The sequence below is a fragment of the Aurantiacibacter sp. D1-12 genome, from assembly GCF_028858515.1.
Taxonomy (GTDB): Bacteria; Pseudomonadota; Alphaproteobacteria; order Sphingomonadales; family Sphingomonadaceae; genus Alteraurantiacibacter.
The window spans coordinates 40,451-61,196 of sequence record NZ_JAPJZJ010000004.1 but is presented as its reverse complement, the minus strand read 5'-3'; the positions used below and the strand labels follow the sequence as shown (position 1 = coordinate 61,196).

At 60.8% G+C, this 20,746-nt stretch carries 22 protein-coding genes; 15 read left to right on the top strand and 7 right to left on the bottom strand.

The features are described 5' to 3' along the window. The first annotated feature begins 251 nt into the window (after window positions 1–251). Window positions 252–779, top strand: coding sequence for a hypothetical protein (locus tag OOZ52_RS10165; RefSeq protein ID WP_274698410.1), 528 nt, complete (start codon window positions 252–254; stop codon window positions 777–779). Here OOZ52_RS10165 and OOZ52_RS10160 read toward each other — a convergent pair. The 4 genes from OOZ52_RS10160 to OOZ52_RS10145 all read right to left on the bottom strand — a co-directional run bounded on the left by OOZ52_RS10160 (window position 776) and on the right by OOZ52_RS10145 (window position 7,105). Next, window positions 776–2,275 carry a hypothetical protein gene (locus OOZ52_RS10160; RefSeq protein WP_274698409.1) on the bottom strand — a complete coding sequence of 500 codons (1,500 nt, stop codon included), beginning with the start codon at window positions 2,273–2,275 and terminating at the stop codon, window positions 776–778. The genes OOZ52_RS10165 and OOZ52_RS10160 overlap by 4 nt on opposite strands. A 156-nt stretch (window positions 2,276–2,431) precedes the next feature. Next, the gene (locus OOZ52_RS10155; RefSeq protein ID WP_274698408.1) at window positions 2,432–4,231 is read right to left on the bottom strand and encodes an AMP-dependent synthetase/ligase; all 1,800 of its coding nucleotides are present in this window, start codon (window positions 4,229–4,231) and stop codon (window positions 2,432–2,434) included. A 107-nt stretch (window positions 4,232–4,338) separates the two neighbouring features. Beyond that, window positions 4,339–6,063 (bottom strand): gamma-glutamyltransferase, encoded by a 1,725-nt coding sequence (gene ggt / locus OOZ52_RS10150; RefSeq protein WP_274698407.1) that lies wholly within the window; start codon window positions 6,061–6,063, stop codon window positions 4,339–4,341. A 10-nt stretch (window positions 6,064–6,073) separates the two neighbouring features. Beyond that, window positions 6,074–7,105 (bottom strand): quinone-dependent dihydroorotate dehydrogenase, encoded by a 1,032-nt coding sequence (locus OOZ52_RS10145; RefSeq protein ID WP_274698406.1) that lies wholly within the window; start codon window positions 7,103–7,105, stop codon window positions 6,074–6,076. A 280-nt stretch (window positions 7,106–7,385) separates the two neighbouring features. Between OOZ52_RS10145 and OOZ52_RS10140 the strand changes: the two genes are divergently transcribed. From OOZ52_RS10140 to OOZ52_RS10080, 13 genes are all read left to right on the top strand, one after another. After that, complete coding sequence (locus tag OOZ52_RS10140) at window positions 7,386–9,200, top strand: DUF885 domain-containing protein (protein WP_274698405.1); 1,815 nt, start codon at window positions 7,386–7,388, stop codon at window positions 9,198–9,200. Window positions 9,201–9,354: 154 nt separating this feature from the next. Then, window positions 9,355–10,230 (top strand): helix-turn-helix domain-containing protein, encoded by an 876-nt coding sequence (locus tag OOZ52_RS10135; RefSeq protein ID WP_274698404.1) that lies wholly within the window; start codon window positions 9,355–9,357, stop codon window positions 10,228–10,230. A gap of 102 nt (window positions 10,231–10,332) precedes the next feature. Beyond that, complete coding sequence (locus OOZ52_RS10130; RefSeq protein WP_274698403.1) at window positions 10,333–10,755, top strand: SUF system Fe-S cluster assembly regulator; 423 nt, start codon at window positions 10,333–10,335, stop codon at window positions 10,753–10,755. After that, a complete protein-coding gene (sufB, locus tag OOZ52_RS10125; protein ID WP_274698402.1) occupies window positions 10,752–12,248 on the top strand; it encodes a Fe-S cluster assembly protein SufB in 1,497 nt (498 codons plus the stop codon). Before OOZ52_RS10130 ends, sufB begins: the two co-directional genes overlap by 4 nt. Next, window positions 12,245–12,442: a hypothetical protein gene (locus OOZ52_RS10120; protein ID WP_274698401.1), complete on the top strand. Its 198-nt coding sequence runs from the start codon at window positions 12,245–12,247 to the stop codon at window positions 12,440–12,442. Before sufB ends, OOZ52_RS10120 begins: the two co-directional genes overlap by 4 nt. After that, the gene (locus OOZ52_RS10115; RefSeq protein ID WP_274698400.1) at window positions 12,435–12,935 is read left to right on the top strand and encodes a DUF559 domain-containing protein; all 501 of its coding nucleotides are present in this window, start codon (window positions 12,435–12,437) and stop codon (window positions 12,933–12,935) included. The genes OOZ52_RS10120 and OOZ52_RS10115 overlap by 8 nt, the downstream gene beginning before the upstream one ends. Beyond that, window positions 12,935–13,684, top strand: coding sequence for a Fe-S cluster assembly ATPase SufC (gene sufC, locus OOZ52_RS10110; RefSeq protein WP_274698399.1), 750 nt, complete (start codon window positions 12,935–12,937; stop codon window positions 13,682–13,684). Before OOZ52_RS10115 ends, sufC begins: the two co-directional genes overlap by 1 nt. Then, on the top strand, window positions 13,677–14,435 hold the full coding sequence (locus OOZ52_RS10105; RefSeq protein WP_274698398.1) for a SufD family Fe-S cluster assembly protein: 759 nt from the start codon (window positions 13,677–13,679) through the stop codon (window positions 14,433–14,435). Before sufC ends, OOZ52_RS10105 begins: the two co-directional genes overlap by 8 nt. After that, window positions 14,432–15,619 (top strand): aminotransferase class V-fold PLP-dependent enzyme, encoded by a 1,188-nt coding sequence (locus OOZ52_RS10100; RefSeq protein WP_274698397.1) that lies wholly within the window; start codon window positions 14,432–14,434, stop codon window positions 15,617–15,619. The genes OOZ52_RS10105 and OOZ52_RS10100 overlap by 4 nt, the downstream gene beginning before the upstream one ends. Then, window positions 15,619–16,122, top strand: a complete 504-nt coding sequence (locus OOZ52_RS10095; protein ID WP_274698396.1) for an SUF system Fe-S cluster assembly protein — start codon at window positions 15,619–15,621, stop codon at window positions 16,120–16,122. The genes OOZ52_RS10100 and OOZ52_RS10095 overlap by 1 nt, the downstream gene beginning before the upstream one ends. Beyond that, window positions 16,119–16,619, top strand: coding sequence for a GNAT family N-acetyltransferase (locus OOZ52_RS10090; protein ID WP_274698395.1), 501 nt, complete (start codon window positions 16,119–16,121; stop codon window positions 16,617–16,619). The genes OOZ52_RS10095 and OOZ52_RS10090 overlap by 4 nt, the downstream gene beginning before the upstream one ends. Further along, entirely contained in the window at window positions 16,616–16,978 is a 363-nt protein-coding gene (locus OOZ52_RS10085) for a HesB/IscA family protein (protein ID WP_274698394.1), read from the top strand. The genes OOZ52_RS10090 and OOZ52_RS10085 overlap by 4 nt, the downstream gene beginning before the upstream one ends. Window positions 16,979–17,044: 66 nt before the next feature. Further along, complete coding sequence (locus OOZ52_RS10080; protein ID WP_274698393.1) at window positions 17,045–17,488, top strand: hypothetical protein; 444 nt, start codon at window positions 17,045–17,047, stop codon at window positions 17,486–17,488. On the opposite strand, the gene OOZ52_RS10075 is transcribed toward OOZ52_RS10080, so the two are convergent. The 3 genes from OOZ52_RS10075 to OOZ52_RS10065 form a co-directional block, all read right to left on the bottom strand. Beyond that, the gene (locus tag OOZ52_RS10075) at window positions 17,485–18,429 is read right to left on the bottom strand and encodes a hypothetical protein (RefSeq protein ID WP_274698392.1); all 945 of its coding nucleotides are present in this window, start codon (window positions 18,427–18,429) and stop codon (window positions 17,485–17,487) included. The two genes, OOZ52_RS10080 and OOZ52_RS10075, sit on opposite strands and share 4 nt — an antisense overlap. 78 nt (window positions 18,430–18,507) lie before the next feature. Continuing rightward, entirely contained in the window at window positions 18,508–18,948 is a 441-nt protein-coding gene (locus OOZ52_RS10070) for a hypothetical protein (protein ID WP_274698391.1), read from the bottom strand. Between the two features lies 1 nt (window position 18,949). After that, window positions 18,950–19,657: an EI24 domain-containing protein gene (locus OOZ52_RS10065; protein ID WP_274698390.1), complete on the bottom strand. Its 708-nt coding sequence runs from the start codon at window positions 19,655–19,657 to the stop codon at window positions 18,950–18,952. Between the two features lie 92 nt (window positions 19,658–19,749). On the opposite strand from OOZ52_RS10065, the gene OOZ52_RS10060 reads away from it, so the two are divergent. After that, window positions 19,750–20,745 carry an adenosine kinase gene (locus tag OOZ52_RS10060; protein ID WP_274698389.1) on the top strand — a complete coding sequence of 332 codons (996 nt, stop codon included), beginning with the start codon at window positions 19,750–19,752 and terminating at the stop codon, window positions 20,743–20,745. Window position 20,746: the final 1 nt, after the last annotated feature.

The window sequence follows — 20,746 nt, the reverse complement described above, 5'->3', positions numbered from 1 at the left end:
TTCGCACCCGGTTCTTGGCGCGATTTATCAGCGTTGTACTGGCATCGGGCGCGACTAGCGCACGACAGAGCCCGACCGGGCGACCGCAGGTGCCGCGTAGCGGAGCGAAGCGAACAGCACCGAGGACGAACCCGCGGAGGCGGCTTCGAAAAACAAACATAGCGCTTTCAAACAGTCACCCAGCCCTCTCCTCACACCATATATTAACCATAGTGCGCGATTGTCGGCCTCCAACCATTGGAGAGCCTGTCATGGCCAAAGCGCAAACCGCTTCGATGACAATTGCCGAAATGCGCGAATTCGCGAGCTTCACGGAGCACGAGCGTGCGTTTATTGAGCGTGGGCTCGACATTGCGCTTGGCCGCGGCGATGCTTTCAAGGTGTGGAGCCGCAGTGCCGCCGATCAGCGCGCTATCCGCTCGCAATACCTCGCCTATCGCGAGCTGCGCCAGCTGCGCGACGCCGTGCCCGCCGGTGCCGGATACGATGGTATCGATGCCTTCATGGGCGCGGTGATCCGCATTTCGGCACAGGATCTGGCGCAGAACCAGATCGACAGCTTCTCGGCCTACCGTTTCCTCTACGAACGCCTCTTGGGTGCCGCTGCACGGCCCTTCCTGCCCGGCACGTTTTGCGGAGCCGCGGCCTTGCCGCAGATCCAGCCGTGCCGCCGCAAGATGCTGCTGCAAAGCCTAAGCGAATCCGCCGCCACGGCCCCTGCATGGAGCCCGCGCGAACCCGGCTTTTTCCCTGAGAAGGTAGACGCCGAAGCGGCTTAGAACGCCACTTGCGCCCCTGCGACAATCACATTGGTATCGACATCCGGGTCAGACCAGGTGCTGCCGTCAGGGAAGTTTCCGCCCGACAGGAAGTTGAGCGGCACGAACCCATCAACATGCACGAATTCGCCGAACAGGTTTACGTTGGGCAGCGGTTGCCATGAAAGGCCCGCGACCATCTGGTTCTGGCGGCGCCACGGCGCTCCTTGGGGTCCGGCAAGGAAGCGCGAGAATTCGAGCGAGAGATGCAGCGGCCGTGCGCCGGTATTAAGTCGCTGGCCAAATCCGTACCGCGCACCTAGCGTCAGCGCACTCGGGGCAAAAGCTTCGAAAACGCTAAGCGGGTTGGTCGGATCGGGAACCTGCGTTCCCGCCCAGACCTGAGTGGTTTGCGCATATTCTGCCAGCAGGTCGAGATCGCCGTACTCCAGTCTGGCGTAGGCAGCGATGCCCGGATTGTTGTCTGCGCACGGGTTGAAGTGCACGACCGGATAACCCTGGCAATAGGCGGTGCCATGCAGATAGCTCGCGCCAACCATGATCTGGTTGCCATAGCCCCCCAGATCGAGCGTGTAGCGCGCATCGACGGCAAAGTTGTTGAGCCGCGATGGTGTCGAGCTGCCCTGTACAGGAACATTGGCGGAGCGGAACTGGGACCCGCCTTGCACTGCCATCGCGCGGATATGGAAGCCATCGGAAACGAAGCCCACCTGTGCGCCATATGCCAGCGCAGCAAAGGCGTGCCAGTTGGTCGAATTGGTGAATGGGTTGACCGAATCGTTCAATCCGAAAGGCACGTCCATCTTGCCTACGAGCGCATAGACCGGGGTCGCATCGAGATCGCCATACATCACCCACCCGCGGCGCAGCTGCACCTGGTTGCGCGTGAGCGAGGTGATTGTTCCGCGACCAAAGCTCTGCTGCGGATCGTACAGCAATTCGGCATAGGCCGTGACCCGCGGCGCGACTTCAGCGGTCACTGCCAGCGACGCGGAATGCAGTACGGCTTCGGAAACATTGTCACCCAGCTGGTTGGCGCTTGTGGGGTGACGCATCAGGTAGCCGAATTTGTCGTCCGTATCGGTCCACTGGTAATTGGCGATGGCCGTAACCTGTCCGGAGAATGTGACTCGGCTGTCCAGCAAGCCATCTTGCTGCGCCTCCAGCTGAACCAGCGGACGCGTGGTGATGTTTTCGGTATGATCGAGCATGGCGAATGCATATTCGCTGCTGATTCCGACCAGATCGCGCTCTCCCTCGTGATTCGCATTGCTCCGGCTATTCGCCGAAGCGGGAAGAGCGGGTGGGGGTGGCGGCACTGCTGCCTGAGTACTTTCCTGCCGTTCGACTTCGGCCCGCAGTTCGCGATTTTCGCTTTCAAGCTGGTTCAGCCGCGCTTCGAGCGCTGCAAGACGATCATCGACCGTACCATCCTGCGCCAATGCGTGAGAAGGCAGGCCCGCCATTGCCGATCCAGCAAGGAGGAGGGCGGCCATGGCACCTGCGCGCGGTCGTTTGGCCAACGAGTGAAACAGCATTGAATTCCCCTGCAATAACAATGCCGTGTGGCACCTGTGTGCTCACGGCTAGTCGCATAAGCAGGGCTATCTGTCAGAGCAGGGTAAAAATCGCGTTAGGGCACCTTCTTCGCTTTAATAGAGCGCTTCCAGCCGTTCCCCGTAGGCGTCCATGATGAACGGGCGCCGGATCTTCATCGTTGGCGTCATCTGGTCATTATCGACCGAGAACGGTTCGTCCGCGAGCTCGAACTTGCGCACCTTCTCAATCACCGAAAGGTCCTTGTTGGTACGGTCGATTGCGGCCTTGATCGCGCTTTTGAACGCAGGGAGATGCTGCAATTCCTTCATATCGAAGGGAATATCGTTGGCGCTTGCCCATTGCAGGGCCCATTCGGCATCGGGCACGATCAGCGCGACCATATAGGGCTTCTTGTCGCCCATGATCATCGCCTGACTGATTTCGGGCTGCAGTGTCAGCATGCCTTCGAGCTTTTGCGGCGCGACATTGTCGCCCTTGTCGTTGACGATGATGTCTTTCTTGCGGTCGGTAATCTTGATCCGGCCTTTCTCGTCGAGATGGCCGACATCGCCGGTATGGAGCCAGCCGCCTTCAAGCGTCTTTTCCGTATCCTCGGGCCGCTGCCAGTAACCCGCCATGATCAGTTCGCCGCGAACCAGAATCTCGCCATCATCGGCAATCTTCACTTCGACACCGCGCATTGGTGGGCCCACGGTGTCCATCTTGAGGCCCGCCTTGGGCCGGTTGCAGCTAACTACCGGCCCGCTTTCGGTTTGGCCGTAGCCCTGCAGCATGGTGAGACCCATCGCTTCGAAGAAATTGCCGACTTCGGGATTGAGCGGCGCGCCGCCGGAAACCATTGCCTTCATCCGCCCGCCGAACTTCTGCCGGATTTTGGGGCGCAGGGTGCGCTCCAGAATCAAATCCATTGGAATGTCGATGAGGCGTTTGCTGCCGCGTTCGCTCGCGTGACCTGCAATGTTCAGCGCGCGGTCCATCAGGTAATTCGCGACCTTACCCTGCTTTTCGATCTGCTTCATGATGCGCGTGCGCAGCACTTCGAACAGACGCGGCACCACCACCATAAAGGTTGGGCGGGTTTCCTCGATATTGCTGGCGAGCTTTTCCAGCCCTTCCGAATAGTAGATTTCCGCGCCGACACTGATCGGCAGGAACTGGCCGCCGGTGTGCTCATAGGAATGGCTGAGCGGGAGGAAGGACAGGAAGCGTTCTTCGCCTACTCCGAAATCCTCCATCAGAATGTCCGCTGCCCCGGCGATATTGCACAGGATGGCCCCATGCGGTTGCAGTACCCCGCGCGGCGCTCCGCTGGTGCCGCTGGTGTATATGATGCAGGCGGTATCGCTGCGTTTGATATCGGCAATCCGCGCTTCGACAGCGGCCCGCGCGGCAACCGCGTCGCCCGTCAGCATGTCATCCATGTGATGCAGATCGAAAGAGCCAGACTGCGAGGAGGGGATCGGCTCGATTGCAATAACGTGGCGCGCCTTGCCCGTCTTCATGATGGCCGGGAACAGCACGCTTGCAAGCTTCTGGTTGGATACCACAACTGCGCTCGCGCCCGAATCGTCCAGAATATGGCAGTGATCGCGTTCTGTATTGGTGGTGTAGGCGGGGGTTGAGATGCAGCCGGCTGCCATAATCGCCAGATCGGCAATGCACCATTCGGGGCGGTTTTCGGAAACGATTACCACCCGGTCACCATCGCGTAGCCCCAGTTCGCGCAGCTTCTCTGCCAGCAGGCACACCCGTTCGGCTACTTCGGCGTAGGAGATGGTCTGCCAGGCTCCATCCCTCTTTGCGCCAAGGAAAGGCGCATCACCTTTTTGATCGGCCCGTTTCAGAAACAGGTCGACCAGGTTCTTAGCATTGTCGATATCGTCTAGCTGCACGCGCTGTCTCTCCTGCTGCCGATCTTCGCCGGCTGAAATTGTGTTACACGCGAATTAGGCTCGGTTGGGCATCGGGGCAAGTTTGCCCCGCGCTTCTGCAATCAAGCCTATTGGGTAACAGATGTTCCCTCGCTGCGCGGATCGGCGGCACCGATCCAGTGATCGCCTACCCATTCGACAGCATTGGCTTTGAGCGGGAGGCTGGTTGTGCGAACGTTGTGACCCATCGCTTCAAGCGCTTCCTGCAGACCGGGAACCGCATTGTCCTCTTCGATCGCAATTGTGTCGCCGGGCGAATAGAGCATGGGCAGGGCGATGGCCTCCTGCGCTGTCATGCCCCAGTCGAGATAGCCCATCAGCGCTTTTGCCACCTGTACCGGGATCGTGCTGCCGCCTGCCGCGCCGATGGCGAGCACTGGATTACCGTCAATGTCGAAAACAATGGTTGGTGACATGGAGCTGCGCGGACGCTTGCCGCCCTCAACGCGATTGGCGACCGGGGCACCATCCCGCTCGGGACGGAAGCTGAAATCGGTCAATTCGTTGTTGAGGTAGAAGCCGCCAAACATCAGGCCGGAGCCAAAGGCGCCTTCGATGGTGGAGGTCCATGAAACGACATTGCCCGCGCTATCGACGACTGCAAAATGGCTGGTGCCGTTCTCGACCGGCTCGTCTCCGTCCGCAAAGGCATGGACCACTCCGTCCGGTACACCTGCTTGTGGTTCATCGATGCGACTGTCAGGCGAGATCAACTGGCTGCGCATGGCGAGATAGTCCGGGTCGACCAGCCCGCGCGCCGGGACCGAGACAAAATCGCTATCCGCCAGGTAGAGCTCGCGGTCGGCATAGACGAGGCGCTGGCTTTCGGCGAACAGGTGCCACGCTACGGGCGATTCCGGCCCCATCGCCGCCATATCGAACCGCTCGAGCTGGCCGAGGATGGAGAGCACCGTCGTCGCGCCGGACGACGGCGGACCCATGCTGCAGATTCGGAATTCGCGATAGGTCCCGCACAAGGCATCGCGCTCCATCGCTTCGTAAGATGTCACGTCTGCTGTGATCATGCCCGCATCGCCCGGCGTGTTGGCGCTGACGTGCGCGGCCAGATCTTCGGCGATAGTGTCGTAAAAATAGTCCGGACCATGCTCGGCAATGTTTTCCAGAGTTCCGGCGAGAGTACGGTTGGTCAGCCAAGTCCCAGCTGGCAGTGGTTCACCATCGGCATCGTAGAAAAGGGCACGACCTTCTTCTTGGAAATCGGCACGCCCGCGTGAGCGATCAAGGAAGCTGGCGCTGCGCGGGCTGAGCTCCCACCCTTCGCTGGCCAGCCTAATGGCGGGCGCGAACAGCTGCGCCCATTCGAGCCGCCCGTAGCGCCGGTGCGCCTCCGCGGCGAGCGCGATATTGCCCGGCACACCCACCGAGCGTCCGCTGATCACTGCATCGCGATACCTCAGCGGTTCGCCATTGGTATCGAGGAACCAGTCCGGCCCCGCTTGCGAGGGTGCGGTCTCGCGTCCGTCGAGTGTTACGATCTGCGCGCCATCGGCATGGTTTTCGGACCGCACGAAGAAGCCGCCGCCACCGATGCCGGAGCTTTGCGGTTCGACCACGGTCAATGCCAGCATGGTGGCAATCGCTGCATCGGTGGCGCTGCCGCCCTGGCGCAGGATCTCTGCCCCGGCCTCTGCAGCCCGCGGATCGGCAGCACTCACAACCCCGGGAATCATGGGCGTGGTCGCGGCGATGACGGGCGCTTCTGCCACACCGGACTGGCAGGCAGCGAGCGAGATAAGTGCGGGGACGGCGAGGAAGATACGGAACAAGGTCATGCCGTGCTTGCTATTCGCTTCCGACTGCCTCGGCAATGGAAGACACGCCATCGCGCTTCATCAGCGCCTCCAGCCCGGCCGTCACGGCGCGTGCAATCCTTGGCCCGGCATAGGTCATTGCACTGTATAGCTGCACCAGACTGGCGCCCGCCCGAATGCGCTCCCATGCATCTTCCGCCGTGGCGATCCCGCCCACACCGACAAGCGGGATTGCGCCGCCTGTCGCTTTGCGGAAATCGCGCAATCTGGTGAGGGCCTTGGTCTTGACCGGAGCGCCTGAAAGCCCGCCGGCTTCACCTTTGTCGGGCGACTGCAGCGGCGGCCTGTCGATGGTGGTGTTGGAAACGACCAGCGCGCCGAGCTTCTTGTCGATTGCGATGCGCGAGATGGCATCGACGTCGGCGGGTTCGAGATCGGGCGCGACTTTGAGGAAGACCGGCGGACCCTCGCCGCCGCGGGCTTCGAGAACCGCAGCGAGCAGTTCGACCAAGGCACTTTCATCCTGCAATGCGCGCAGGCCGGGCGTATTGGGGCTGGAGATATTGACGGTGAGATAGGTTGCGAGCGGGGCCATGATCCGTGCCATCGCGGCGTAGTCAGCGATGCGATCCTCGCTATCCTTGTTCGCACCGATATTGATGCCCAAAATGCCCGAGCTCGGCGCGCGGCTTTCGATCCGCAATTTCGCCAATTCGGCCCCGCCATTGTTAAATCCCATGCGATTGATCACCGCTCGGTCTTCCGTCAGGCGAAACAGGCGCGGCTTCGGATTGCCCATCTGCGGGCGCGGCGTGATCGAGCCGACCTCGACATGGCCGAAGCCAAGGCCGAAAAGTGCGTCGGGCACTTCGGCATCCTTGTCGAAACCCGCAGCCATGCCGAGCGGATTGGCAAAGGCGATGCCCGCTACCGTCGTTTCCAGCGGCCCGCCGTGCGCGGGTGGCTTGCCTTCCGGCCCAAGTTTGAGCGCGGTGATCGCAAGGCGATGCGCACGCTCTGGATCGAGTTTGAAAATGGCGGGGCGGAGGAGGCTATAGAGCATGCCGCCCCATTGGCAGCATAGCGCATTGATGCGCAAGCCCGGCGCAAAATTGCCGGATAGTAATCCTCACCAGAGCTTTGGTGTCGCCTTCTTACAATCAGCTGTAACACGACTCGTGTAGCAGGTTCTTGCGACCCGAAGGGCTCGGCACGCTGGGCGTAACGAGTTCTCCACTTTAAGGGCGGCGATCTGCTGATTGCCGCCCCTTTTTTTGGCACTCTTTGCGGATCCGATACTTTCTTATACGTGCATGGCACGCAAAGAGAGGATCACGACCACCATGACAGCCAAGTTCCTGCGCAATGCCGCGCTTGCCACCAGCGCTTTCGCGCTCGCCGCCTGCGCCACCAATCAGGTCGAAACCGCAGCGGCTCCTGCGGATACCAGTCCTGCAGTTCAGGTGCCTGCTGATATAAATGATTTCTTCGAGCTCTACGATGCTGCCTCGCTGGAGCTGTCTCCGCAGACCAAGGCCTACCGCGGCATTCGTGATGAGGATTACGGACTGTGGAATGATCCTTCCGAAGAAGCCGATGCGGCGCAGCGATCAATGCGTATGGCCTATCTTTCGCGGATGCGCGCGGGATATGATCTTGGCGAGCTGGGCGGGCAGGATGCGCTTTCCTACCGTCTGTTCGAAGCAACCAATGCGCGTTCGGAATTGCTCTGGCCTTACCGTGATTACGGCTACATCTTTGACCAGATGAACGGTGCACAAAGCGGCATTCCGGCCTTCCTGATCAACAATCATGTGGTGCAGAATGCTTCCCACGCGCAATCCTACATTGAGCGTATCGAGGGTATTGGGCCGCTGCTGGATACCCTGATCGCACAATCGGCCGAACGCGCCGACAACGGCGTAATGCCGCCGGACTGGGTCTATCCCTATGTCCTTAATGACATCGAGAACCTGCTCTCGGCAGGCATGGACAATGCCGTGCTTGAGGATTTCCGCAGCGAAGTCGCTGTGCTTGATTTGGGCGAGGACCAGAGCGGTAGCCTGGTCACCGATGCCGAAGTGGCCTGGGCGCAAAGCGCCGCGCCCGCTTTCGCGCGCCTGCGTGCCGAAATGCAGCGCCAGCAGGCAATGGCCCCGACTGACGATGGCATCTGGCGCTTTGATCGTGGTGCCGAATATTATGACGCTCTCTTGTCATACTACACGACGACCGACCTCACGGCTGACGAAGTGCACCAGATCGGTTTGCGCGAAGTTGCCCGCATCCACGGAGAAATGCGCGCCATCATGGAGCAGGTCGGCTTCGAAGGCACTTTGCAGGAGTTCTTCCAGCACACCCGCAATGGCGACCAGTTCTTCCACACCAGCCGCGAGGATTACCTCGCCGAAGTGGACGAGGTGCTGGCGGCGATGGACGAACGCCTGCCCCAATTCTTCATCACGCTTCCCGAATTCGAATTGCAGGTGAAGCCGGTCGAAGCCTTCCGCGAACAAAGCGCGGGCAAGGCATTCTACCAGAGCCCTGCACCTGATGGCTCACGCCCCGGCACCTATTACGTGAACCTCTACAATCTGCGTGATATGAGCCGCAACGAACTGGAAGCGCTCGCCTATCATGAGGCTTCGCCCGGCCACCATATGCAGCGTTCGATCCAGACCGGTCTGGGCGATCTGCCACCGTTCCGCCGGTTTGGCGGGTTTACCGCCTACACCGAAGGCTGGGGACTTTATTCCGAGGAGCTCGGCAAGGACATGGGCTTCTACACCGATCCCTATTCCGACTTTGGCCGGTTGGGCATGGAGTTGTGGCGCGCGTGCCGCCTCGTCGTTGATACCGGCATGCACCACCACCGCTGGAGCCGCGAGGAAGGTATTGCCTACCTCACTGAAAATACGCCCAACCCCGATGGCGACATCCGCAAGGCGATCGAACGCTACCTAGTCTATCCCGGCCAGGCGACGGCATACATGATCGGCAAGCTCAAGATTATGGAGCTGCGAGAACGCGCGCGGACGCAGTTGGGCGATGATTTCGACATCCGCATGTTCCATGAGGTTGTGCTGACCAACGGGCCGGTTCCGCTCGATATTCTCGAAGAGCAGGTCGACGCGTGGATCGCTTCTGAGGTGCAGTAATGCGATGAGCCGAGCCGTGATGTCGCTCTTGTACAATGTGATTTGGTGGGCCTGCGCTATGTCGCGCTCCAGAGGTTGCAAGGATGGTGATCGCCTGCCGATCACCCTTCCGGCATGCGGAGCGGCGTGGCACACGGGTCGCAACTAGTGCGCTATGTCGCTCCCATTCTCTCTCACCTATTATGATCCGCCAGAGCATCTTCGGCGGCACCTGACGGTGTTGTTCCACTGGTCGACTGAAGTGCCAGTGGTCAAAGACCGCCATTCGGGAGCTTTGGGGCAACTCAACATTTTCCCTTTGGGCAAGGGGGAAATGGCTTTTGAGAATTACACGCAGAAGGTCGAGGCCAAGGCGAATCTGACCAGCGGTTGTTCCTATGCCCCGAAATTCACAATGTACGGGCCGTGGCATTCGATCGGCGCGACCCTAACCCCGCTCGGCTGGGCTTCGCTTACCCGGGTCCCTGCCAGCGACCACGTTGATCGTTACTTTCCGGCCGCCGAATTGTTGGGTGAAGACATTGACGCTTTCGCCGATAACCTGTCGCGTGACTACAACGCGGGAGTGCTTCCGCAAGATCAGGCATGCTTCATGCTCGGCGACTGGATTGCAGAGCGCTTGCAGAGCGTGCCTGCCCAGCATGAACTGCTAATCGAGCGCACGATTGGCTGGCTGGGCGGAGCGCTCAATCCTGATCTTGAACAACTCTTCGATCTTCTGCCCTATTCCCGCAGGCAGGCCGAACGACTGGTGGAGCGTTATTTCGGCTTCCCTCCTGCTGCGGTCGCGCGCAAGTATCGCGCTGTTCGCGCGGCAGCTCTGCTCTCGCAGGAGGATCTCACCGATCAGGAGGAGGCAGCGATTGCCGATGCCTTCTACGATCAGCCTCACATGGTGAAAGAAATAGCGCGGTATTGCGGATATACGCCTTCGCGCCTGGGGGGCGAAGGGCAGACAATCATGACGACGCTCATGCAGATGAAAAACTTTGATCGCCTGCAAGCCTTCCGCGCCCGCACAGGCGAATAGCTGCTAACGACTCGCAACAAGGCGAATTGGCTTGATTCCGCCATTTTTCCGCATAGATGGCTAATCGGAACAATTCAGTCCGATTACTGTCTGCCGAGTCTTATGCGCCTGTCCAATCTTGCTGACTATGCTGTCGTTACCATGAGTGCGGCCGCGCGCCATTGTGGTGGCGGGCGCACCAGTGCGGCCGAATTGGCGAGCGAGACGGGTCTTCCTGTGCCGACGGTGCAGAAGGTTGTCAGCAAGCTCTCTGCGGCAGGCTTGCTGCGCTCGACCCGCGGCGCGGGCGGCGGACTGCAGCTTGCGCGTCCGGCGGCGGCGATCAGTGTGGCGGACATAGTCGAAGCGGTTGAAGGGCCGATCGCGCTCGCCGCCTGCGTGAGCGGAGATGATTGCGCGGTTGAACAGAATTGCGCGGTGAAGCCGCACTGGCCGGTGGTCAATGCCGCCCTGCGCGGTGCGCTCGCCGATATCTCGCTGGTGCAGCTCGCCCGTGCCGAAACACACGAACAGGAAGTCGTATGACCGACCAGATCGACCTCAAGGATCGTTCCGAGATGGACCAGGATGCGAAAGACGCGGCGGCCAAGGCAGCCGAGTACGAGCATGGCTGGTCATCCGATATCGACACCGAATTCGCCGAGAAGGGCCTCACCGAAGATACGGTGCGCTTCATTTCGGCGAAGAAGGGTGAACCGGAATGGATGCTCGAATGGCGGCTCAAGGCCTTCCGCCTGTGGCAGACTATGGAAGAGCCTGACTGGGCGAAACTCGGCTATCCCGAAATCGATTATCAGGACGCCTATTATTACGCCGCGCCGAAGAAGAAGCCCGAGCTGGAATCGCTCGATGAGCTCGATCCGGCGATCCGCGAAACCTATGAAAAGCTGGGCATTCCCATCGCCGAGCAGGAAGTGCTTGCTGGCGTAAAGGGTGCGCGCAAGGTTGCGGTGGATGCGGTGTTCGACAGTGTTTCGGTCGCCACGACGTTCCGTGAGGAGTTGAAGAAGGCGGGGGTGATCTTCCTATCGATTTCGGAAGCGATCAAGGAGTATCCCGAGCTGGTGAAGAAGTGGCTCGGCAAGGTCGTGCCGCAGAAGGACAATTTCTTTGCAACATTGAACTGTGCTGTCTTCTCGGACGGGACCTTTGTCTACATTCCGGAAGGCGTGCGCTGCCCGATGGAGCTTAGCACCTATTTCCGCATCAATGCCGAGAACACGGGCCAATTCGAGCGCACACTCATCGTCGCCGAGAAGGGGTCTTACGTCTCCTACCTCGAAGGTTGTACCGCGCCGATGCGTGATGAGAACCAGCTGCACGCCGCCGTGGTCGAACTGGTCGCGATGGAAGATGCCGAAATCAAGTATTCGACCGTGCAGAACTGGTATCCCGGCGACGAGAACGGCAAGGGCGGGATCTACAACTTCGTGACCAAGCGCGGGCTGTGCCAGGGCGCGCGTTCGAAGATTTCGTGGACGCAGGTCGAAACCGGTTCAGCCGTGACGTGGAAGTACCCTTCGTGCGTGCTCAATGGCGAGGATAGCGTCGGCGAGTTCTACTCGGTTGCGGTGACCAACAACTACCAGCAGGCCGATACCGGCACCAAGATGATCCACAACGCCAAGGGCTCGCGCTCGACGATCATCTCCAAGGGAATCTCTGCGGGGAAGAGCAACAATACGTACCGTGGGCTGGTGCGCGTGGCGGCGAATGCCGATGGCGTGCGCAACTTCACCCAGTGTGACAGCCTGCTGCTCGGCTCCACCTGCGGCGCGCATACCGTGCCCTATATCGAGGTGAAGAACCCCGGAGCCCAGATCGAGCACGAAGCGACCACCAGCAAGATCTCCGACGACCAGCTGTTCTACGCGATGCAACGCGGCCTGGGCGAGGAAGAGGCCGTGGCGCTGATCGTGAATGGCTTCGCGAAAGAAGTGCTCAAAGAACTGCCGATGGAGTTTGCGGTGGAAGCGCAAAAGCTGCTGGCGATTTCGCTGGAAGGGAGTGTGGGGTGAAAGACCATTCTATTGGAAAAAATCCCGCCTTCGCTTGGGCGATGCTTGCGGTATCGATCTACTTCGCTTGGCAAGCAGTAAGCGCCTTCAGTGCCGAAGACGGCTCGCTGCTTGGAATCAGTCTTGGTGGGGCAGTTGTTTTCTTCCTGCTGGCAGCTCGAAAGTTCTGGGAGCTTCGGAGAAACAATGACTGAACGCAAAACCCTCAAGGTCCGCGACACGGCGGACAGCGAAGCACCCGAGCTCAAGAAAAAGGGCCGCGGCTGGGAAATCTCCGAGAAGCGGCTTGATGCGCTGCATGATCGGGCGCGCGAGATGAAGCGGTTTGCTTCGCCCGCGCACAAGGCGCTCGCCGAACGGTTCGCCAAGGCGGATCTGGGCAAGTACACCTTCAAACGGTTTGCCGTGGTCGGCAGCGCGATTGTCGATTTCAATTGTCACAATCTCGGCATGGCCATCGTGATTGACGAGGAAGGCGATGACGAGAAATTGAACCGCCGCCGTGACAAGAGCCTCGAAAGCGTCGGCATCAAGGTGATGCACCTGAAGGCCGCGGATATCCTCGAGAACATGGATGATGTGTTGAAGCGCATCACTGCGGGCATGCGCCTGCGCATCGCCGACCGCGCCGAGGCGCGGCGCGAGCATTTTGCCCAGCGCAAGAACGGACAGAAAGAACGCGACTAATGCTGAAAATCGAAAACCTCTCCGCCGAAATTGACGGCAAGCAAATCCTCAACGGTTTGACACTCGAAGTGGCGGCGGGCGAGGTGCACGCAATCATGGGGCCGAACGGTGCGGGCAAATCGACGCTGGCCTATGTGCTCGGCGGCCGCCCGGGTTATGAAGTGACCGGCGGCTCGGTGACTTTCAACGGCGAAGATCTGCTCGACATGGACCCGCATGAACGCGCCGCAGCCGGCATGTTCCTCGGCTTCCAATACCCGGTCGAAATCCCGGGCGTCTCCAACGTGCAATTCCTGCGCGAAGCATTGAATGCCCAGCGCAAGGCGCGCGGTGAAGAGCCGCTGTCGGGCGGCGATTTCCTCAGGCTTGCCAAGGAAAAGGCAGGGTTGCTCAAGCTCGACATGGACATGCTCAAGCGCAACGTGAACGTCGGCTTTTCGGGCGGTGAGAAGAAGCGCAACGAGATGGTCCAGATGGGAATTCTTGACCCGCAGTTCGCGGTGCTCGACGAGACCGATTCCGGCCTCGATATCGATGCGCTGCGTGTGGTGGGCGAGGGGATCAATGCGATCATGCGCGACCCTGCCAAGGGCGTGCTGCTGATCACCCACTACCAGCGCCTGCTCGACGTGGTGCAGCCCGACAAGGTCTCTGTCCTTGCCAAGGGCCGTATCGTCCAAACGGGTGGCCCCGAACTCGCGCTGCGGCTTGAGGAAGAGGGTTATGATGCGGTGATGGCGGATGCCTGAAGCAGCCACCCTTACGCACCCCACCAACCGTGACGAGGACTGGCGCTATTCGGATGGCGCGTGGCTCGCTTCGGCGGAGCCCGAGCGGGTGCATGCCTGGCGGACGCTGACGGTTGGCGCTGGCGAGACCGTACGCGAATTGGTCGGCAGCGAGGGCGATGCGCTCGATAGACTGCGCGTCCATGTCGGCGCTGGCGGCCGCTTCGAAGCGTTCGGTGTGCTTGATACCGGCGACTATCGGCGTGTCGAGGTCGAGGTGACATTGGAAGACGGCGCGCATTTCGAATTCGGCGGCGTGACGATTGGCGGCGGCACGAGCACGCGCGAGTTCGTCACTCGAACGATCCATGCGGAGCCGAATGCGACATCGAACCAAATTGTGCGCGCGGTGCAGTGGGGCAAATCGACGGGCAATTTCCTCGGCCGCATCGAAGTCGTGCGCGATGCGCAGAAGACCGATGCGGCGCAGAACTTCCGGGCGATCCTGCTGGAAAAGGGTGCCACCGCCAACACCAAGCCCGAACTCGAAATTTTCGCTGACGATGTGCTTTGTGCCCACGGCGCAGCCATTGGCCAGCTTGACGAAATGGCAGCTTACTACATGGCGAGCCGCGGCCTGCCGCCCGCTGTTGCGCGTAAACTGCTGGTGCAGGCATTCATCGGCGATGCTTTCGTCGAATGCAGCGATGATGACGTGCGCGAGCGGATGATGGAACAGGCGCTGGCCAAGCTGGACGAGGCGACGCTTTGACCGAGACGCTGACCTTCTCGCGCAAGGCTGACTTTCCCGGCCTCGTTACGGCAGATGGCGCACAGTGGCACTATCTGGATAGTGCTGCGACTGCGCAGAAACCGCAGGCGGTGATCGATGCGATGACACGCGCGATTGGTGCGGATTACGCAACCGTGCACCGCGGTGTCTATTCGCGCTCCGCCGAGATGACGCTCGCCTATGAAGAGGCGCGGCGAAAGGTCGCAGGCCTGATCGGCGCGAGCGATAGCGAAGTTGCCTTTACACGCGGTGCGACCGAGGCGATCAACCTTGCCGCCTACTCCTACCCGAGCAAGGGCCGCGTGCTGCTCAGCGAGTTGGAGCACCACTCGAATATCGTGCCATGGCAGCTTGCTGGTTGGCAGGTTGACGTCTGTCCGATCACCGAAGATGGACAGATCGATCTCGACGCTGCCGAGACGATGCTGACCCGCGAGCACACAATGGTGAGTTTCGCGCATGTCTCCAACGTGCTCGGCTCGGTGCTCGATGCGAAGCGCGCTGCTGATCTGGCGCATTCGGTCGGGGCAAAGCTCCTGCTCGATGGTTGTCAGGCCGTGCCGCGCCTGCCTGTTGATGTCGCGGCAATCGATTGCGATTTCTACGCCTTTTCCTCGCACAAGCTTTATGGCCCGACCGGTATCGGCGCGCTCTGGGGCAGGGCGGAGCTGCTCGATGCCATGCCGCCTTGGCAAGGCGGCGGCGCGATGATCGACAAGGTGGCATTCATCGGGACGACCTTCGCTCCCGCACCGCAGCGGTTCGAAGCAGGGACGCCCGCCATCGTCGAAGCAGTCGCCTTTGGCGCTGCCTGTGACTATGTTTCCAGCGTGGGTCTTGAAGCAATCCACGCCCACGAAGCACGGCTGGTCGCGCAGACACGCGATGCACTGGGTGCGATGAATGACGTGACGCTATTCGGCCCCGCCGACAGCGCCGGGATCGTCAGTTTCCTGATTGACGGTATTCACCCGCACGATCTCGGCACTATACTTGATGAAGAGAACGTGGCGATCCGCGCCGGGCATCACTGCGCCCAGCCGTTGATGGAGAAGCTTGGTATTCCCGCCACCGCGCGTGCCAGCTTCGGTATTTATTCGGATGAAGACGATGTTGCCGCACTGATCCGCGGCATCGAACGCACCAAGAGGATTTTCGGCTGATGGACAACCAGACCGACAAGAAGGATTACGTTGCGGCTCCTGCGCCAAACGAAGATGTGGTGGCCAAACCGCCGCGTGCACGCGTGGAAGATGCGCCGCTGCCCGAGGAAACCGCGGGAGAGAAGCTGGAGCGCAAGCGGGACTATCTCGAAGGCTTCCTCGCGAAGAAACCTGAAGGGGTTGCACCTGGCGAGCCCGGCGGCGAACTGCACCAGAGCGTGATCGATGCTCTCAAGGACATCTACGATCCGGAAATCCCGGTGAATATTTATGACCTTGGCCTGATCTACAACGTCGAGGTGGCCGAGGACGCGGATGTCGTGGTCACCATGACGCTCACCACGCCGCATTGTCCCGTTGCCGAAACGATGCCGCAGGAAATCGAGATGCGCGTCATGGGCCTGCCCGGCGTGCGCGATGCCGAGGTCGTGGTGACATGGGACCCGCCGTGGGATCCCTCCAAGATGAGTGACGAAGCGCGGCTTGAACTGGGGATGTTGTGAGCACGGCTGCGCCCGGACTGACCATTACCATCGCCGACTATGGCGATGCTGCTGATGCTGCTGCTGTTGTGTCCCTGCTCGACGCCTATGCGCGTGATCCCATGGGTGGCGGCGAGCCGCTTTCGGATGATGTGCGCGATACTCTGGTGGATGCGCTCGCATCCGTGCCTGGCGCTTTCTCATTGATTGCGCGGCTTGATGATATGCCCGTGGGCCTGGCGAATTGCTTCACCGGCTTTTCGACATTCGCCGCGGCACCTCTCGTCAATATCCACGACATGGCGGTTATGCCGGGGCATCGCGGGGCAGGTATTGGCCGCGCCTTGATGGAGGCCGTAGAGGTCGAGGCCTTGAAGCGCGGGGCATGCAAGGTCACACTGGAGGTCCTGAGTGGCAATGGCCGGGCGAAGAGCCTGTATGAAAGCTGCGGCTATGGTGACTACCAGCTCGATCCCGCAGAAGGGCATGCGCTATTTTGGCAGAAGAAGTTAATATGACCGATACGACCACAACCCGTCCCGCCCCCAAAGCCGCCGTCAAGCTGACGCCCGCTGCCGAACAGCGCGTTGCCGATTTGATGGCCAAGGCGCCCGAAGGCGCTATCGGCGTCAAACTCTCGACCCCGCGCCGTGGCTGCTCGGGCCTCGCCTATTCGGTCGACTATGTGACCGAGGAAGTCGCATTCGACGAAAAGATCGAAACGCCGGGCGGCGTGTTCTACATCGACGGGGCGAGCGTGCTCTATCTCGTCGGCAGCACGATGGACTGGGTGGAAGACGACTTCACCGCCGGCTTCGTGTTCGAAAACCCCAATGCCAAGGGCGCCTGTGGCTGTGGCGAAAGCTTTATGGTCTGACGACCGTTTTTCGCTGCGCTTCCAGTCCTATGGATTTCGGTGTGTTATTAGGGTATAGCGCCTTGCATGTCGAACTCCGAACGCAACTACAAGAAGAGGCTCGACGACCTGTTGCGCAATGCTCCGAAGCGACTGAGCGCACACAATCGTGAGCAATTCAGGCAGGAAGCCATCAGGCAAAATGCGGCGCATCTGGCCACGAACGCGCTTGATGTTGCTGCTCGGCGTGCTGACGGAAAGATTGTCCGGCTGCTTGATTTGAGCATTCAGGAAAACATGGCCAAGCTAAGCAGGCTGACAGCTCGTCGAGACCGTGACGAGCGGATAATGCTCAAGGCCGAGCTGGCATGGCTGCGCGATGCGAAGAATTTCTTCAAAAAGCCGAACTTGAAACCGCGCCGCAAGCCGCCTGAAAGCGGGCTTGCCGTACCGGTCGAACCGCCCAAAGGCCCAAAGCCGAAACTGGGCGGGGCCGAGGCACCGCTCGATTTCGACGATAGCCGCGCTTAGGCTTGTTGGCCCGCTTCCTCGGCGATGAAGTCGAGGAGGGCCTTGTCGTACTCATCTACCTTGCCGTTCACTTCGATCTGGCCGTCGAGCCAGCTCTTTTCTGACGAGGTCACCTCTGCATCCTCGGCAATCCGCTCCTCACGGGTCGGGCCTGCATCACGCTTGCCAAACACCACGCCGAACACGTTCGGTGCGGCCACTGCCATTTCGCCCATAAACCGGCCGACGCTGGCCTTGTTGTCGGCGATGAAGGCATCAAGCTCCATCTGGCGTTGGCGGGAGATCTGGCCCGATGCGGCGGAGAAGCCCGCCAGGTAATTGCCCACGCCCTGGACAAACAGGCGCTTGAATTCGGGCGCATTGGCGGCGTGCTCGGTCGCATCCTTGATACGGAACAGCATCTCTGCCTCGCTGCGGCTGACGGCGGCAGGGCGATCGCCTGCCTGACCGAAAATCACGCGGCGGATCAGTTTGCACTCGGCTTCGGAGACATGCGTATCGGAAAGTTCGCCGCCATCGCGGGTGGGGCCGGTGCCCTCCATCACTTCAGATTCGAGCACTTCGAGCACGTAATTCTTGAGCGATGCGGGCACATTCTGGCCCTTCTCGATAATGCAGGTGAGCGCTTCCAGCTCGGTCATCGAGCAGACTTTGTCGTCCGCCTTGACCTGCGAAATTAGCCATGCGGCCTCTTCCTCACTCGCATAACCGCGCGGTTCACTGCCTTCGAGGACATGCTGCTGGATCGCTTCGACGAAAAAGTCGCTCCATTCCGCGCTCGGGTTGGAGGTGGCATGCTGCGCAGTGAACACGGCTTCGGCCTCTTCACGCGTCATCTTGCCATCAGCCCACCCGGCGCGGCGCATGTCGAGAATTTCCTCGGCCGAAATGCCACCGTCGGCGGCGGCCTGCTGTGCGATATTGGCGAAGTGCATGCTCATAATTGGCAAAGTTCCCTTGTTTGGGACTGCTTTGACAGAACAGGCTTAAATTCGGGTTACCAATGCCCTTGGCGAGCGTCAGCCGCGGGCGGAAAGCGCCTGGATACAGGCGAGTCGGTCGACATTGGCACCGTCCGATGAACGGCGTGCCTCGACCCAGGTGGCGACGGGTTCTGCACCCGGAGCGAGCGGATAGAGGAAAATGTCGAGCACGCAGGCTTGCCCGGTAAACTGCAGCTTGCGCATGTCGCCTTCACTCACGTCTAGGCGCGGCTGGCCGAAACGGCGGGTCAGCACGGTGGCGGGTTCGCGGATGATGCCGCCCAGGCCCGGCCCTTCCATGATCTGCGGTGCTGGCACACCGGCAATGGGGCGCGGCTCCACCGGGCGGGATGGTGGCACCTGTGTGGTCCCTTCCACCGGCCGCGGCGGCGGGGGCACGTCCTGCACCGGGACGCCGGGCGCTGTCATGCAGCCGGAGAGCAGGCCCAGGGCCAGGATGGAGAGGCTCAAACGCATATCAGATCGCCCTTTGCGCGTTGCGTGTACGGTGCACAAGGTGCGTAGCACTCGCTGCCCCCAGAACCGGTGCGAAAAGGTTGGCAAAGGGCATGGCGAGCAGTCCTGCAATGGTCCCGCCAAGCAGAAAGCGGTCGGCCTTGCCCAGCGGTGCAATCTCTGCGCGATCTTGCTGGTGGCGCAGCCACACCATGTCCTGTAGCTCGCGCCCGATCAGCACGGCATTGACGAACCAGAACACCGCAAATGTTCCGATCCCGGTGAACAGCAGGATAATCGCAATCGGAGCCGCAAGAAGGTTGAACAACAAGGTTCGCCCCGCCGCGCGCAAGGCATTGCCGGCTTGTTCGCCAAAGCCCAGTTCGCGCGCCATGCTCGCTTCCTGCGGGTAGTGCTTGCGCTCGACCGCGATCACCACCTCGTCGGCGAAGAACTGGACTACTGCCATCGCGACGACGCGCCACACCAGCCAAAGGCCGATGATTGCCATGATCAGCGCCAGAGCCTCGCGCATCGCACCTGCGCCGGCAAAGGCTTCGTCCTCCATGCCACCGCTCAGCAGAGCCCAATCGAGCACATACCAGCCCACTGTGGCCACGATCAGGAACACGATCAGAGTCACGGCAAGGCTCTTCAGCAACACACGCAGCACCGCGCCGTCGAACAACTGCCCGAAGCCCAGCGCCAGAGATTTGCCGATTGCACTCATCACCGCTTGCGATTGCGCGGCCCTTCCGCCAAGTCAACGCCCACACGGCCAATCGCGCCGAATATTCGATTATTGCCTGATTAGGAGTTTTCATGACCGACCCCCGTTACGACGTTATCGCCATCGGCAATGCCGTGGTGGACGTGATTGCCAGCTGCGAAGACGAATTGGTTGAGGAGCTGGGCCTCAATCGCGGCGGAATGACGCTGATCGACGAGGACCGCGCCAAGGAGCTTTACGATGCCATGCCTCCGGCGCGCGAGCTGTCCGGTGGATCCGCCGCGAACACGCTGGCAGGGCTTTCCACGCTCGGCCTGCAGTGTGCATTTATCGGGCAGGTCGCTGCAGACCAGTTGGGCGATGTCTTCCGCCACGACATGCGCGCCACAGGTATCGATTTCGATACGCCGGCGCGCGAAGGCGAACCAGCCACGGGCCGGGTGATGATCTTTGTCACCCCTGATGGCGAGCGCACTATGAACACCTTTCTTGGCGCGGGCCAATTCCTGCCCGCAGAAGCACTGGACGAAGACCTGATCGCCAGCGGCGCGATCCTCTATCTCGAAGGCTATCTGTGGGATCCGGAAGAGCCGCGCCGTGCCATGCGCCGTGCCATCGATGTGGCCAAAGCCGCCGGACGCAAAGTCGCCTTCACCGCTAGCGAGAGCTTTGTGATCGATCGCCACGGCGATGATTTCCGCGCCATGATTGATGACGGGGTAATCGATATCTTGTTCGTCAACGAGCACGAGCTTGTAAGCCTTACCGGCGAAAGCGACTTCGATGCAGGCCTCGCTGCGATCCAGGACAAGGTGCCCGTACTCGTCGCCACACGCAGTGCTGATGGGGCCGTGTGTGTCGCCAATGGCGAACGCTTCGAAACCGCAGCCGAGCCTATCGACAAGGTCGTCGACACGACTGGGGCAGGCGACCAGTTCGCTGCCGGTTTCCTCTCCGGCCACGCAAAGGGTCAGCCGATCGATGAATGTCTGAAGCGCGGCGCTGTTGCCGCTGCTGAAGTCATCAGCCACTACGGCCCGCGTCCTGAAGTCGATATGAAGGCTCTGATGGCAGAAAAGCTGGGCTAAG